Genomic DNA, 14348 nt, shown 5'->3' on the forward strand with positions numbered 1-14348 from the left:
AGATAACAATAATTGTGGATAAAAGGTTTATGATAAAGGTCATTTTAATACATAAAAAAGCAAGTAAACAATCATTTACTTGCTTTTTTATTTAGTATAAAGTAATCCTTATTACAGCCGATAATTTGACCTTACTCTTTATTATTGTCAACCACCAGGCGATTTTCCCGATTGGCTATTTGCCATGCGGTGTAAAATGCGAGCTTTTCACGTTTAACCATCAATGGAAAGTCGATCTTGTCATAGGTATCTGCAGGTGTGTGGTAGTCCGGATGCAAGCCCGAAAAGTAAAATACAGATGGTATACCTTTCTTGGCAAAGTTATAATGATCGGAGCGATAGTAGAGGCGCATAGGATCCTTTGGATTGTCATACATATAGTCAATCTCCAGTTTCGTATGTTTTTCATTCTCATTTTTATTGATCTGATATAACTCCGAGCTCAATTTATCTGAACCGATCGCATGGATATAATCGTGATTACCTTTGAGATGTTTGTCGTCAACACGGCCAATCATATCAATATTAATGCAGGCAACGGTGTTTTTCAGTGGAAATATGGGATTTTCTGTATAGAATTTGGAACCCAATAAACCTTTTTCTTCTGCCGCATAGGTGATGAACAAAATACTGCGCCGAGGGCCATTTCCGGTTGATTTAGCTTTCGAAAAAGCACGTGCCAACTCTAGGACAGCTGCTGTGCCCGAGGCATTGTCATCGGCCCCAAAGAAGATATTTCCTTTGGAATCCATTCCATCGTGGTCATAGTGGCCCCCGATCACAACGATTTCGTCTTTTTTATCTGTTCCTTCCAGATAGCCAAGAATATTAGGATCGGCTAAAGGTGCAGCATTGGTGCCAAACTCAGCTTTAAAATTTGTTGAAATAGAAAAGGAATTCGGTTGTCCCGTACGATTAATTTTTGCAACCACAGTAGCAAGATTGGTTCTCGCCAGGTTTAGAATATAATTTGCTGCATGGTCTGTAATATTGACCACGGGGATCATGGGCGACTTTTCCGGCGCAGGTTGATCCACCGCCAAATTATAACGGCCCTCAATAGCTCGGTCTCCTGCATCCTCCAAAAGTTGAGACAGCTGACTATTGATGGCTAGTACCATTTTGGGACTGTGTTTAAGGATTTCCTTGACTTTTTTATTTCGGGTTGTTGCCCAGTCCGAAGTAGTCTTTTTGCTGGTAATCCATGAATTCCCTTTCTCATCTGTTGGCTCATTCTCATTGATCAACATAACGATCTTATTGCGGAGATCCATGCCTGAGATATCCGAATACTTGGGATCATCTATACCATAGCCAATAAACACAATTTCATTGCTTTCGAAGAACTTGTTCTCATTGTTGCCAATGACAAAAATGTCCTTACCGTGTTGGAAGGGTCTATCGTTAATACTAAATTGCTTTACCTTAAAGCTGTTGCGAATTAGCTGCAGGGGTTGGAAATAGGATCCATTGACAGGCGCACTGAGTCCATATTTTTTAAATTCATTGGCAATATATTCTGCTGCCAGGCGCCCCCCTTTTTGGCCGGTCCCTCGGCCTTCAAAATCGACAGAAGCTAAAGTACGCAGATGCTTCTGCGTCGATTCTACTGTGATTTCATCCGCATATTTACTGTTTACGTCCTGTGCTTTTGCGCAGCTCATCAGGGAGCATGCGATCCAAAGCAGGTTGTATATTTTTTTCATTGTTTATTTTTTACTAGTGCGACTTTCAACGCTTTATTTTTGTAATTCTAATTAACCGGATTAAGCGAGCATCATCTGCTTAATCTTATAACAGGTGTCAGTATCTGCACAATATATAAAAAAAAGCGGATGAAAAGTGTAGTTTACCTTTCATCCGCTTCTTAAAAAATGTTAATTTATTAACAGCTACAAGCTATTTTGTTTACACGATTAGCGTGACGTCCACCCTCGAATTCCGTGTCCATAAATGTGTTGACGATCTTTTTAGCAAGGTCAATGTCAATAAAGCGTGCAGGTATACATACGACGTTCGCATCATTATGCTGACGGGCTAAAGCCGAAATTTCCTCCAGCCAACAGATAGCAGCACGAATATTTTGGTGTTTATTCGCTGTGATAGCAACACCATTTGCACTTCCACAAATCAAGACTCCGGCATCAGCTTCTTTATTTTCTACTGCTGATGCAACTGGGTGTGCGAAATCTGGATAATCAACTGAATCTGGAGAGTTTGTTCCAAAGTCTGTTACTTCATAACCCAGTTCATTCAAAAAGCTTACCAAAGCTGTTTTGTATTCAAAACCAGCATGGTCACTTCCAATCGCAATTTTCTTTACGCTGCTCATTTTTATTGTTATTTTATTTTTCTTGTGCTAATTTTTTTCTTTTGACATCCGCAGAAACCATAATACTGATCTCATATAATAAGAACATTGGTGCTGCAACGGTCAACATGGTGATCACATCTGCAGAAGGTGTAATGATCGCTGCTATCACTAAAATAATTACAGTTGCATAACGACGGCTGGCTCGCATAAATTCAGGGGTCATAATGCCTATTTTCGAGAGAATAAACACCAGTATCGGCAGTAGGAAAACAATTCCACAGCCCAATGTTAATGTTGCTATCGTAGAAAGGTAGTTATCGATGGTAATCTGGTTGACGATTTCATCACTTAGGGATACATTTGCCAGAAAGTTGATGGATAAGGGTACAACGATGTAGTATCCGAAGAGTGCTCCTAAAATAAACAATAAAGAAGAGTAAAAAACAAAACCACGTGCAGACCGTCTTTCCACATCGGTCAATGCTGGTTTTACAAATAACCAGATTTCAAAAAGAAGGTAAGGGAAGCCCATCATCAAAGCCATCAATAAACAGGAGTTTATCTGAAGCATAAATTGACCTGCTAGTTCGGTATTGATGATATTAAAAGGAATTTTCTTGACACAGAAGTCCGCTAAATTGAAAGCATCTGCGGCTTTACACATCATGCGATAGGTCCAAAAATTTAAATTCTTTGGCCCCATGATGATATCGTTGAATACGAAATCGTAAAATGTAAAGGCAATACCTGCAAAGATACAGATCGCAATTGCTGAACGGACCAAATGCCATCTCAAAACCTCAAGGTGGTCAAAAAAAGACATTTCTGCTTCTATATTCTTCCCTTTATCTTTAATAGCTTGTATTAGATCTTTCGAATTAGGTGTACTCATAAAAATTGTTTGGAAACAAAAATACCATTCTTATTGTAAAGAATGGTATTTTTTATGTATGTAAAGATAATTTTATTTAATCTTCTGCTGGATATTCCGTTAGGTCGAAAGTTTCCATAAACTTTGTCGTGAAATTGCCGGCTCTAAAGTTAGGGTCGCGCATCAATCTCAAATGTAAAGGAATGGTTGTTTTGATCCCTTCAATGACGAATTCGCTTAACGCACGTTCCATGGTACAGATTGCTTCCTCACGTGTTTGTGCAACAGTGATCAATTTAGCAATCATAGAATCATAGTTCGGCGGAATGGAATAACCAGAGTAAACGTGTGTATCTACACGTACACCATGTCCACCTGGTGAGTGGAAGTTGGTGATTTTACCTGGTGAAGGGCGGAAATTGTTAAAAGGGTCCTCCGCATTGATACGACATTCAATTGCATGCATTCCTGGTTCATAGTTTTTACCAGAGATCGGAATTCCTGCGGCCACTTTTATCTGTTCTTTGATCAAGTCAAAGTTGATTACCTCTTCCGTTACAGGGTGTTCTACTTGGATACGAGTGTTCATTTCCATAAAGTAGAAGTTGCGGTGTTTGTCAACCAAGAATTCGATTGTACCAGCACCTTCATAGTTTACAGCTTTAGCACCTTTGACAGCAGCCTCTCCCATTTCAGCTCTCAATTCGGGAGTCATAAAAGGTGATGGAGATTCTTCGATCAATTTTTGGTGACGACGTTGTATCGAACAGTCACGTTCAGATAGGTGACATACTGTACCGAACTGATCGCCCACAATTTGGAATTCGATGTGACGCGGTTCTTCTACATATTTTTCAAGGTAGATGCCATCGTTACCGAAAGCCGCAGCAGATTCAACACGTGCAGAATCCCAAGCTGGTTCGAACTCTTCATCTTTCCAAATGATACGCATACCACGACCACCACCACCGGCAGTTGCTTTGATGATTACTGGGTAGCCGATTTCATTCGCTAATATAATACCTTCTTTTACGTTTGAGATCAAACCATCCGATCCTGGAACGGTTGGAACACCAGCTTTTTTCATGGTATCCTTAGCACGGGATTTATCACCCATTTTTTCGATCTGTTCTGCAGTAGCACCAATAAATTTGATGCCATATTCTGCACAGATTGCTGAAAAGCGTGCGTTTTCCGATAAGAAACCGTATCCTGGATGAATCGCATCTGCATTTGTCAATTCAGCTGCAGAAATAATATTTGGAATGTTTAAGTAAGAGTCTCTACTCGGTGGAGGACCAATACAAACTGCTTCATCCGCAAATCTTACGTGTAAGCTGTCTCTATCAGCAGTCGAATATACTGCAACACTTTTAATACCCATTTCACGACAGGTACGGATAATGCGCAGGGCAATCTCGCCTCTATTTGCAATTAATATTTTTTTGAACATTGTCTTGAATTATGAAGTTTGCAAAAAATGTAGCCCTTTGGAGGCTACATATATTCATTTACGTAATTGTAAATTACTTAGGCTCAACTAAGAATAATGGTTGGTCGAACTCAACAGGTTGAGCGTCTTCTACCAAAATCTTAACGATTTTACCTGAAACTTCAGATTCAATTTCGTTGAATAATTTCATAGCTTCAACGATACATAATACAGAACCGGTATTGATATCATCACCGATATTAACGAAAGATGGTTTACCTGGTCCAGCCGAACGGTAGAATGTACCGATCATTGGTGATTTGATTGTTATCAAGTTTGCGTCAGCGTTTACCGCTGGTGCTGCAGGGCTAGCCACAGGAGCTGGCGCCGCTGCTTGTGCAACTTGAGGAGCAGCAATTGGAGCAACAGCAGGAACAGTAGCTGTCACGTACGTAGGCTCTTGATTTGTCTTTATTGTAATTTTAAAATCTTGCTCTTCAATTGAGACTTCATTCACACCTGATTTTGAAACGAATTTAATCAAGTCCTGAATTTGTTTGATATCCATACCCATAGTATTCTAGGTTTTGTTTGTTTCTAAAAAATTCTAACTGTCAAAAGTAATAAATTATACCATAAAATGGACAATTAATACGCCCATTTTAAATAGATGGATCCCCAAGTGAAACCACCGCCGAAAGCTGCAAGGATAAGATTATCTCCTTTTTTCAATTGAGATTCCCATTCCCATAGGCATAAAGGAATAGTACCACTGGTGGTATTTCCATATTTTTGAATGTTCACCATCACTTTTTCTTCCGGAAGACCCACACGTTCTGCAGTTGCATCAATAATACGTTTGTTGGCCTGATGAGGTACCAACCAAGCAATATCTTCTGACTTTAAGTTATTTTTGACCATAACTTCATGTGCTACATCAGCCATATTGGTTACTGCAAATTTAAACACCGTACGACCTTCTTGGTAAGCATAATGTAATCCTGCATCTACAGTTGCATGCGACGCCGGATTCAGTGAACCTCCACCTTTGATATTCAAAAACTGTCCTCCGGAACCATCGGTTTTTAAAATAGCATCCTGTATACCCATTCCTTCTTCATTTGGCTCCAACAATACACAACCACAGCCATCACCAAATAGGATACAGGTATTACGGTCTTGATAATTTATTACTGAAGACATTTTATCTGCACCGATAACAAGGACTTTTTTATGTGTACCAGCAGTGATAAATTGTGTTCCTGTATTCAGACCGAACAAGAAACCTGAACAAGCAGCCTGAAGATCAAATCCCCATGCATTTGTAGCTCCGATTTTATCGGCCAGAATATTTGCAGTCGCAGGGAACAGCATATCTGGTGTGCTTGTGCAAAAGATAATAAGGTCAATATCTGTAGCAGCTATACCTCTTTTTTTCAATAAACCTTGAACTGCAGGTACAGCAAGATCTGAAGTAGCAAGCCCTTCACCTTTTAAGATGCGACGCTCTTTGATTCCCGTTCTGGAAACAATCCATTCGTCGTTGGTGTCGACCATTGTTTCCAATTCTTTGTTAGTAAGGATATAATCCGGAACGTAACCATTTACAGCCGTGATTGCGGCGTGAATCTTTGACATAAATATTCTAATTGAAAATAGATCTGATGCTGTCAATGAACTTAGACTCGATCATATCTCTTGAAAATAAAACCATATTTTTAATGGCCTCAGGTGTCGAAATACCATGGCCAATAATGACAGGAGCATTAACTCCCAAGATGGGGCTTCCGCCGTACTGCTCGTAGTTGAATCGGTCGAAGAAATCATCTTTAAAACCTTTTTTCAACGTCACTACATAAAATGATTCTGCGAGTTTCAAGACGACGTTGCCTGTAAATCCATCACAGACGTAAACGTCGGCATGGTCACTGAACAGGTCACGGCCTTCTGCATTTCCGATAAAGTTAATCTTGTCGTTGGCTTTAAGTAGGGGGTAGGTAGAGGTTGTTAGGATGTTTCCTTTTTCTTCTTCTTCTCCGATATTCAATAATCCAACTTTAGGATTGGATACATTAAACACATGTTCGGCAAAGACACTTCCCAAGATTGCAAATTGGTTCAACATCTCTGGTTTACAGTCCGCATTAGCGCCGACGTCCAATAAGATTCCGAAGCCTGATTTTAATTTGGGAACAATGGATGCTATTGCAGGACGTAATACGCCTGGGATAGCTTTAACGCTGAACATTGAGCCCACAAGCATGGCGCCAGTATTACCAGCAGAAGCGAATGAGTCAATTTCTTTGTTTTTTAAATATTCAAATCCCTTCGCAATACTTGAGTTGGGTTTTTGAGTTATTGCTTTGGTAGGATGTTCACCCATTGCAATGACTTCTGGAGCCTCTACATATTCAAAGTCAGATGAATTTCCTCCGGCTTGATTGATTAATTGTTTAGTCTCTTCAGTGTTACCAAAAAGGACTATTTTTTGGTCTCCAGTAAGCTGTTTTTGTGCTTCAATAGCACCTGTTATCGTTGCTTTAGGAGCATAATCTCCTCCTAAAATATCTAAACCAATCTTCATCCGTTATTATTTAGTAAATCAATAATACGCAAAAAACATCCCAAAGTAAAGCAAATTTCTAAAATAGTGCTTGTCTGGGATGTTTTGGTGTTATGAAAGGTTTACCTTAGACAACAGCTGTATTTTCAATGATCAATTTACCGTTGTAGTACAAGTTTCCGTCTACAGTATACGCACGGTGAGGTAAATGAACTGCGCCAGTTTCTTTACATACTGTCAAGCTTGGAGCTTCAGCTTTATAATGTGTTCTTCTTTTGTCTCTTCTTGATTTAGAAGTTTTACGTTTTGGATGTGCCATCTCGTATTTTTGTTTTAGTTATTTTTAATATTTCTCAATGCTTCCCAACGTGGGTCGATAATTTCTTCTTCTTTTTGTTCTTCTGAATCAGGCTCGCTTGTAAATAACGCGAGCATCTCAGGATCACATTGTATACCTTGTCCCTGCTCTTCACATTTTACGATATAGGGAACAGCTAAATTAATGTATTCGTATAATAACTCAGCTATATCCAACTCATGGTCGCTTTTGGATAAGATCAACACCTCTTCGGTATTATCTGTCCAATCTTCATCCGTGAATTTGACTAATATTCGTTCTTGAATTGAAATCGGTGACATAAACTCTTTTAAGCAGGTATCACAAGTCAATTGAATTTCGCCTTGGATATCAAAATGCAAAATCAATAGATTTTCTTGTTTTTGCAATTCAACTTCTGCTTTCAGATTGCCATCTTTTACAATCGAATGTTCGTAACAGTCAAAGAACTTTTTATTAATGTCAAACTCAAAATTGTGCTTTCCAGCGTTGAGCCCCGAAAAGGGAATTCTGTATTGTTTTAGATGTTTCACAATCTTGCATTTGAGCCTGCAAAGGTATGTATAAAATCATTAGGATAGAAATATTTTTTTAAATATTCCGAAGCAAAGCTTTATATACACCAGTAACAGGGCTTATTCATAATAATTTTTGCCTAACTCTATCTTTTCGCGCCCATTTGCCATACGCCATTTGTTGGTGTCACGTAGCGAATAAGCACAGCCGCAATATTCCTGCATATAGAACTTCTCCTTTTTGGAGACTTCAAGCATACGGGCAGAACCACCTTTCTTGCGCCAGTTGAATGTCCAATACTCCATCCCTTCATGGCGGGAGGCCGCACGTAAACCACAGTCATTGATTTGCTCCATGTTTTTCCAACGGGAAATACCCAGCGAACTTGAAATCACATCAAAGCCATTCGCAGCTGCATACTCAGCCGTTTTTTCAAAACGCATATCAAAACACATGGTGCAGCGAATGCCTCTTTCAGGCTCTTGCTCCATCCCTTTGGCCAAATCGAACCAATGATCAACATCGTAATCCGCATCAATAAAAGGGATATTATGTTTTTCCGCAAATCGGATGTTCTCGTCTTTGCGTAAATCATATTCTTTGCGGGGATGAATATTGGGATTGTAAAAATAGATTGTAAAATCGATATCCGAAGCAATGAGTGCTTCCATCACTTCTCCAGAACAAGGAGCACAGCAGGAGTGTAAAAGTAATTTTTTGCCCTCTCCCGGTAATGCCAACCTCTCCCTTACAAATTCTTTATTTTCCATAATCGTATGTGCTAACAAAAAACAAGGACAATTTTAATCAAAAAGTAGCGAATTGACAAATATTTCCGTTTTACTTATACGAGTTTGCCCTTAAAAGAATCATATAAATTCGTTTATATGCTGCATATATTAGTAGATTTGTATGTTTAACGCAATACACTATTTTTAATAAAAAATATATGAAATTTTCGTTTCGATCCTGTATTATCCTATTCTTTGTTAGTGTAATAGGTTTTACATCATGCAAGAAACTGGATGATGAACCTGTAAGAACGGGTGCTACTTTGATCTCCAGATTGTATGTTTCTTTCTCGGATTACGACCAGAACAATTCCGCGCTTAAAAACATGATGATTATCGATCCGGCTGATACAACCAACTTGGATAATATCTATCAATATCTTTCTCCGGCAAAAGGTGGTGGCCCAATTCTTTTTGATGCAGCAGCCCGGGCTATCTTTCAGGCAAGTGTTACAGCACAAGATACTTTTCTTCAAGTGATTCCATTTGCCAATGAGATCTATGGAATTCCTGGTAATGCAGGTGCTATTGGATATACTGGTTTTACAAATGTAAGGGGTTTGGCTTATTATACTTATGCCCAACAAAATGGTACTTCTGGATCTGTTACAACACCATTTCTTTTGGCTGTTACAAATCGCGGAGCAGGTAACTCCATGTTATATGCTATAAGTACACCAAGTGGAAAAGTAGGATCAAAAGGCGGAGCACCGATCATTGACAAACAGATTAACCTGGGGACCATTGTTCCGAGTTCACTGACCTTATTGAACAGCATCACGAGTGATAGTAATGAGAAATTGGTGCTGGTTGGTTTTAATAATGAAGGAACAGAAAATAAAAGTGGTTTTGCGGTATATTCACAACTCAAACAAGAACTCATCGACCGTGCTCGCGATACCATTGTAGCTTCCACTAGATTTACGCCAATGATGAAAGTATATATCAATGGTAAAACGGGATTAGGCTCGGTATCCTACGCTCCCAAAAAGAACTTGTTGGCGGTAACTTCCGGTAGTGAAGTACTATTTTTCAAAGATCCAAATACCTTATTTAGCGGCACCACGGATAAAATGAACGTGGAACCGGATTATGTTGTCGGTGGGGCTAATACAGGCTTAGTAAAACCTTGGGGTGTAGCGATTGATGACCGTACGGACCAAGGAAAATTCTTTTATGTTTCTGATCTAACGAATCGTACAATTTCGCGTTTTCCATTGGTTGGCTTAAGTGAAGGCAATGTAAAACCCGATATTGCGGCGAAAACCTATGGCTCCATGACGCCTAATTATATCTTTTTAGATGCTCGTGAAGCTAATGTTTTCTAACATGCAGTTTAAGCAAGCAACTGGAAAAGCTCTTTGATTTCCTGTTGCTTGTTTGAACTTTCATGTTCCTCGTAGGCAGACATTAGGTTTCGCAAAGCTCGTTTAATGATAGTCACATTGTCGCAAGGATAGGTAAATTCTCTATCTGGATTGAGGTTCAGTTGCTTCAAAAATGAATTTACATCGCTTTTTTGCATAACCTGACCACGATTAAAGGCATTGATGTAAAACAGCACATTTTCATTCCCTTCTTCATCCGAATCCATATACGCCAATACAAAATGCTTTGGTAAATTGATACCGTAGATTGGAATGTCCAATTTTTGTGCAATGATACTATAAATGCAGGATAGGGTTAAGGGATTCCCCTGTTTGGTATCGAGTACTTGACCAATATAGGAATTCTGTGGGTGATGATAGTCCTTTGTATTTCCTGTTAGGCCGAAAGAGCCAAAAAGAACATGATTCATTAGGTTCACTTTTTCCAGTGGGCTCATGTCGTAATGCAAACCGCGCCATACCTCAGTTTTGAGATCTTCTATCGCCAAAATAATCTTGTGGTCTTCATAAGAAGGATATTGATAATTATTGAGGATAATTAATCCTTCCAGTAGATTGAATGAGTTACTCAGGTTCCAGATCTGTAACTCGTTTTTGGTCTGATCAAATTGAATTTCATGAATGATATTCTCTAAACGTCCCTGTATTCTGGGATCGAAGCTTGATTCCCAAAATTTTTCCAAATAGGGTACAATCTCAGGACCTTGGCTTTTTAACTGGTGTTCCACTTCCTGAATAATCTGTTGGTCGGTGTCGTCCAACAGGGATATTAGCGATTTCAACTCTCTCTCATTCATCATAACGAAGTTAAAGAATTGATTCGAAATATGAGCTAAAAAAATCCCTACCGTAATTGATGTACTGCGTAGGGATTATCCAGGTTAAATTGGCATACAATTATTTGAGCTGACCATCCAGCATATTGACAACTCTTTTACCGTATTCGGCATTCTTTTCAGAATGGGTTACTTGTATGATCGTAACACCATCATCGTTGAGCTGTTTGAATAGATCCATGATTTCTTCGCCTTGTTTGGAATTTAAATTACCCGTAGGCTCATCGGCTAACAATAACTTGGGCGATCCCGCTAATGCACGCGCTATACCTACAATCTGTTGTTGGCCACCGGATAGTTGGGCTGGGAAGAGATCCTTCTTACCAACAATACCAAAGCGATCGAGCATATCGGCAACAATAGCTTTTCTTTCTTTGCTCGAAATGTCCTTATAGATCAAAGGTGTTTCAATATTTTCATATACAGTCAATTCATCCAGGAGATGGTAAGCTTGAAATACATAGCCGATGTGGGATTGGTATAGTTGCGTTCTTTTTTTCGCTTTCATTTCCAACACATTCTCGCCCATAAAGATATATTCACCTTCATCAGGCTCGTCGAGCATACCGATAATATTTAATAAAGTCGATTTTCCGGACCCTGAAGGTCCCATGATGGAGATAAAATCACCTTCAGCGATATCGAGACTTACATCTTTAAGGACGAATGAGCGTGTACCACCTACATTATACCACTTGAATAAATTTTTTAATTGTATCATTTTTTAGTATTGAGATCTTAGATATTCGTATTTATATTTTTACCGGTAACCATAATTATTGTTCGACTCTGGGTTAAGGCCATCACTGCTCATATTATCTTTTATTCATCGCGCAGACTATCTATTGGATTGGTTTTTGCGACTTTGAGAGATTGGAAACTGATGGAAACCAATATGAGGATAAATATGCAAAATATTGGAATCAAAAACGACCACCAGGAAAGCTGAATGTGATAGGCGAAATTAGAAAGCCATTTATTCATGAGCATATAGGCTAGTGGAAGGGCTATGCCAATACCGATCAAAAAGAGTTTGAAAAATGGTTTGTTCAATTGAACAAAGAGCAATTGTACCGATGCTCCCAGTACTTTTCTGATGCTCATTTCCTTTTTTCGTAATGCCGCCTGATATGCCGCCATACTGAACAGCCCTAAGGCCGCGATGATCACAGAGAGGCTAGTGAAACTATTAAAAGCCGTCTGCAATTCTTGCTGTTTTTTGTGCTGTAAAGCATATTGCTCATCCATAAAGGAATAATCAAGGGGGAGGTCTTTTGCGGTTGGGTTTTTCGCCCACTCTGCTTTGACTGTTTGAATTGCCTGATCGACCATGCCTTGTTTTGTTTTGACCATAAGTGTCGTCTGAAAACGCATAGTGCCACATTCATTTTTAAATGAATAGATGGTCGGTTGAACTACATTCTCAAAGCCATAAGCTTTACTGTCTTTGACTAAACCGACAATTTCAAAGTCTACATCACAGCCCTTAATTTTTGCACCCATAGGGTTTGAAAGTCCTAAATTTTTGGCTGCAGATTCGTTTATAATAGCATAATGGGCTAAGGAATCGCGAAGCAATTGGTCCAATGAAATATTGGTATTCCCCTGTGTACTGGAGATGTTTAACGTCTTGAAGTATCCAGGATCAATGCCGACATGTGCAAATGAAATGTTTTTTTGGGCATAGGAAAAATCCATTTTGGGAGGCTGCTCACCTTCTCCCGGAATATTGGTCGCCGATGCGGTAGATGCAATACTCGGATCATTTTCTAATCGCCTCTTTAATTGTTCGTAGTTGTTTTTATTGTAATACATACCTACTCCCTTGAAATTGATAACCTGCGCTGGCTCAAACCCTTTATCTGCCTGCTGCATGTACTGAAGTTGGCCCCGGATGATTAACATACCCGAGATAAACAAAATCGCCATGCTGATTTGAAAGGTTAATAAGGCATTGCGGAAAGTTCCTTTTTTGAGTACTGATGTTAGTCCGCCTTTAAGGAGATTAACGGATTTGAAGCCAGAGAGTACGATAGCTGGGTATATTGCCGATAGAATTGTTGTCAATAGTACGGCAATAGCAAGTTGGGCGATTGTCTCCGAGCTCAAAATATACCCCTTAAGATCATCGTTGAACCATTTTTGTAGAATATTTCCTGTGAGAGCCAAAGTGACGAAACTTAAGATTGCAGCACTGAAAGTCAGGATAAATACTTCCAGTACCAATTGCCTGACGATAGCCCAGCGTGAGCTGCCTAATATTTTTTTAAGCGCGAGTTCCTTAATGCGTTGATCCGCCTGTGCCATAATCAAATTGGCAAAATTGGCAGCGGCAAGTAAGAGGATCAAAACGGAGAGAATACCAATAATCCACGTAATGATATAAGCTGTGTCAGTACCTGTTTTTGGCCTTAGATGAAGATTGGCTAATGGATCCAAATAGATTTTTCCCTTGGCATAACTAGAAGAACGTATTTTATCTTTTGGTGCAATTTCTTTCTGGTAAAGCGCATTGATGCGATTAGTCAACTTTGGGATATCCGTACCGGGACGAACCTGAATATAAGTTTGATACAAAAAAGGATTATTATCGGCGAAGAGATCCTGCGGTTCGCGGATAAAAAGGAGATCGTAATCAATGATGGACAGACTCTGTTTTTTGATCGTACCATAAATCGTCTCCTGCATACCTAGAGCAAGGCTTTGAGTTGGAACCGAATGGGGACTGTCAAAATTTAGATCTTCTTTTTTAAACAGTTGTTCGGCAATAGGACTTTTGACCAAGGTCGCTTCCTTTTGGTCTTTGTTTTTATAGAGCGGTCCAGTCGCATTTTTTACCTGAAAAATTTGCGCAGCAGAAGAATCAATTAATGCCGCGTTTTTGATAAGGACTGTTTTTTCACCAAAAAGGGGGTAACTACCGTAGTTATAGACTATTTTTCTTCCTGCATATACAATATCAGGTAAACTCTGTTTTAGCAATGGAGCCAGTGAAGGTGAAGTTTCGTCCGTAAATGCACCTTCCGATTCAAGGCCAATTTGGTAGATATCCTTAAAATGTGGGTTCCATTTATCGTAACTCGTTTCGCGATTAATATATTGATAGGAAAGGATAAAACCCGTAAAACCCAGGGTCAGACCAACAATATTTAAGAAAGTAAAACCTTTATTTTTTAAAAGTTTGCGCCAAGCTAGTTTGAAATCATTTTTTGCCATTTTTTGGAGGATATTATGTTTAAACTAATGCGAACCAATTCACTCAATTAAAATTACAATCCCCTTGCCATTGTTGTAATTGTT

14 protein-coding genes are annotated in these 14348 nt (G+C 39.2%); 1 reads left to right on the forward strand and 13 read right to left on the reverse strand.

What is annotated here, in order from left to right; all coding sequences use genetic code 11:
• Window positions 1-131: 131 nt before the first annotated feature.
• From K2F45_RS04525 to K2F45_RS04570, 10 genes are all read right to left on the reverse strand, one after another.
• Complete coding sequence (locus tag K2F45_RS04525; RefSeq protein ID WP_075991141.1) at window positions 132-1706, reverse strand: M28 family peptidase; 1575 nt, start codon at window positions 1704-1706, stop codon at window positions 132-134.
• A gap of 179 nt (window positions 1707-1885) precedes the next feature.
• Complete coding sequence (rpiB, locus tag K2F45_RS04530) at window positions 1886-2332, reverse strand: ribose 5-phosphate isomerase B (RefSeq protein ID WP_075991142.1); 447 nt, start codon at window positions 2330-2332, stop codon at window positions 1886-1888.
• A 13-nt stretch (window positions 2333-2345) separates the two neighbouring features.
• On the reverse strand, window positions 2346-3206 hold the full coding sequence (tatC, locus tag K2F45_RS04535; RefSeq protein WP_088160308.1) for a twin-arginine translocase subunit TatC: 861 nt from the start codon (window positions 3204-3206) through the stop codon (window positions 2346-2348).
• Window positions 3207-3282: 76 nt separating this feature from the next.
• The gene (gene accC / locus K2F45_RS04540) at window positions 3283-4638 is read right to left on the reverse strand and encodes an acetyl-CoA carboxylase biotin carboxylase subunit (RefSeq protein WP_075991144.1); all 1356 of its coding nucleotides are present in this window, start codon (window positions 4636-4638) and stop codon (window positions 3283-3285) included.
• Window positions 4639-4711: 73 nt separating this feature from the next.
• On the reverse strand, window positions 4712-5191 hold the full coding sequence (accB, locus tag K2F45_RS04545) for an acetyl-CoA carboxylase biotin carboxyl carrier protein (RefSeq protein WP_075991145.1): 480 nt from the start codon (window positions 5189-5191) through the stop codon (window positions 4712-4714).
• A 74-nt stretch (window positions 5192-5265) separates the two neighbouring features.
• Complete coding sequence (locus tag K2F45_RS04550) at window positions 5266-6255, reverse strand: beta-ketoacyl-ACP synthase III (protein WP_046672271.1); 990 nt, start codon at window positions 6253-6255, stop codon at window positions 5266-5268.
• 7 nt (window positions 6256-6262) lie between these two features.
• A complete protein-coding gene (gene plsX, locus K2F45_RS04555) occupies window positions 6263-7201 on the reverse strand; it encodes a phosphate acyltransferase PlsX (protein WP_075991146.1) in 939 nt (312 codons plus the stop codon).
• Between the two features lie 106 nt (window positions 7202-7307).
• Entirely contained in the window at window positions 7308-7499 is a 192-nt protein-coding gene (rpmF, locus tag K2F45_RS04560) for a 50S ribosomal protein L32 (RefSeq protein ID WP_046672269.1), read from the reverse strand.
• Between the two features lie 14 nt (window positions 7500-7513).
• Window positions 7514-8050, reverse strand: coding sequence for a YceD family protein (locus tag K2F45_RS04565; RefSeq protein WP_046672268.1), 537 nt, complete (start codon window positions 8048-8050; stop codon window positions 7514-7516).
• 102 nt (window positions 8051-8152) lie between these two features.
• Window positions 8153-8803, reverse strand: a complete 651-nt coding sequence (locus tag K2F45_RS04570) for an epoxyqueuosine reductase QueH (RefSeq protein WP_075991147.1) — start codon at window positions 8801-8803, stop codon at window positions 8153-8155.
• Between the two features lie 179 nt (window positions 8804-8982).
• Here K2F45_RS04570 and K2F45_RS04575 point away from each other — a divergent pair, with 179 nt between their 5' ends.
• On the forward strand, window positions 8983-10152 hold the full coding sequence (locus K2F45_RS04575; protein WP_075991148.1) for a hypothetical protein: 1170 nt from the start codon (window positions 8983-8985) through the stop codon (window positions 10150-10152).
• An 8-nt stretch (window positions 10153-10160) separates the two neighbouring features.
• Here the strand turns inward: K2F45_RS04575 and K2F45_RS04580 are convergent, their stop codons facing one another.
• From K2F45_RS04580 to K2F45_RS04590, 3 genes are all read right to left on the reverse strand, one after another.
• On the reverse strand, window positions 10161-11012 hold the full coding sequence (locus tag K2F45_RS04580) for a transglutaminase-like domain-containing protein (RefSeq protein WP_312352434.1): 852 nt from the start codon (window positions 11010-11012) through the stop codon (window positions 10161-10163).
• A 97-nt stretch (window positions 11013-11109) separates the two neighbouring features.
• Window positions 11110-11769: an ABC transporter ATP-binding protein gene (locus K2F45_RS04585; protein WP_046672265.1), complete on the reverse strand. Its 660-nt coding sequence runs from the start codon at window positions 11767-11769 to the stop codon at window positions 11110-11112.
• Between the two features lie 101 nt (window positions 11770-11870).
• A complete protein-coding gene (locus K2F45_RS04590) occupies window positions 11871-14264 on the reverse strand; it encodes an ABC transporter permease (RefSeq protein ID WP_075991149.1) in 2394 nt (797 codons plus the stop codon).
• Window positions 14265-14348 lie beyond the last annotated feature (84 nt).

This window comes from Sphingobacterium siyangense, assembly GCF_023277505.1.
GTDB classification, from domain to species: Bacteria; Bacteroidota; Bacteroidia; order Sphingobacteriales; family Sphingobacteriaceae; genus Sphingobacterium; species Sphingobacterium siyangense.

Bases quoted from the DNA above. Each gene is read 5' to 3' on its own strand.
- K2F45_RS04525 (WP_075991141.1), bottom strand. From the start codon at position 1,706: ATGAAAAAAATATACAACCTGCTTTGGATCGCATGCTCCCTGATGAGC.
- rpiB (WP_075991142.1), bottom strand. From the start codon at position 2,332: ATGAGCAGCGTAAAGAAAATTGCGATTGGAAGTGACCATGCTGGTTTT.
- tatC (WP_088160308.1), bottom strand. From the start codon at position 3,206: ATGAGTACACCTAATTCGAAAGATCTAATACAAGCTATTAAAGATAAA.
- accC (WP_075991144.1), bottom strand. From the start codon at position 4,638: ATGTTCAAAAAAATATTAATTGCAAATAGAGGCGAGATTGCCCTGCGC.
- accB (WP_075991145.1), bottom strand. From the start codon at position 5,191: ATGGGTATGGATATCAAACAAATTCAGGACTTGATTAAATTCGTTTCA.
- K2F45_RS04550 (WP_046672271.1), bottom strand. From the start codon at position 6,255: ATGTCAAAGATTCACGCCGCAATCACGGCTGTAAATGGTTACGTTCCG.
- plsX (WP_075991146.1), bottom strand. From the start codon at position 7,201: ATGAAGATTGGTTTAGATATTTTAGGAGGAGATTATGCTCCTAAAGCA.
- rpmF (WP_046672269.1), bottom strand. From the start codon at position 7,499: ATGGCACATCCAAAACGTAAAACTTCTAAATCAAGAAGAGACAAAAGA.
- K2F45_RS04570 (WP_075991147.1), bottom strand. From the start codon at position 8,803: ATGGAAAATAAAGAATTTGTAAGGGAGAGGTTGGCATTACCGGGAGAG.
- K2F45_RS04575 (WP_075991148.1), top strand. From the start codon at position 8,983: ATGAAATTTTCGTTTCGATCCTGTATTATCCTATTCTTTGTTAGTGTA.
- K2F45_RS04580 (WP_312352434.1), bottom strand. From the start codon at position 11,012: ATGATGAATGAGAGAGAGTTGAAATCGCTAATATCCCTGTTGGACGAC.
- K2F45_RS04585 (WP_046672265.1), bottom strand. From the start codon at position 11,769: ATGATACAATTAAAAAATTTATTCAAGTGGTATAATGTAGGTGGTACA.
- K2F45_RS04590 (WP_075991149.1), bottom strand. From the start codon at position 14,264: ATGGCAAAAAATGATTTCAAACTAGCTTGGCGCAAACTTTTAAAAAAT.